The sequence below is a fragment of the Coprococcus sp. AM97-35 genome, assembly GCF_027697525.1.
In the GTDB taxonomy this organism is placed as follows: Bacteria; Bacillota; Clostridia; order Lachnospirales; family Lachnospiraceae; genus Allocoprococcus; species Allocoprococcus comes.
Map to the genome: position 1 here is coordinate 3,136 of NZ_JAQESL010000056.1, position 374 is coordinate 3,509.

General features: G+C 34.8%; 1 protein-coding gene. It reads left to right on the plus strand.

Annotated features, from left to right (window positions below; translation table 11 throughout):
* Nucleotides 1–357: RNA polymerase sigma factor (locus PG840_RS16460; RefSeq protein ID WP_270613896.1), on the plus strand; the 357-nt coding region annotated here is incomplete at its 5' end.
* Between the last annotated feature and the right edge of the window lie 17 nt (nt 358–374).

Sequence of the window (374 nt, forward strand, 5' to 3'; positions counted from 1 at the left end):
GTCCGTCATATTGTAAAGGACTACCAACAAGGATTGAAACGACGAAAAGATAAAGAAATTCCATTCTGTGAACTTCCAGAAATTTTCGTTGAAAATTTTGCTGTGTGGGATGACTACGAAACAGATTATACAATCTTTTCAGTATGTGGCATTGATATTCGTGTCCTTGATGATGAGCTGGCAGAAGCCTTGAAAAAACTTCCAGAAAGAAAGAGAAATACTCTGTTAATGTATTACTTCTTGGAAATGACAGAAAGTGAAATTGCCAACTTACAAAAGATTACGCAAAGCGGTGTATTTAGAAACCGACATCATGCTTTGGAAACTATGAAAAAAATACTAAAGGAGAAGCAGTAAAATGAAGCAAACATTTA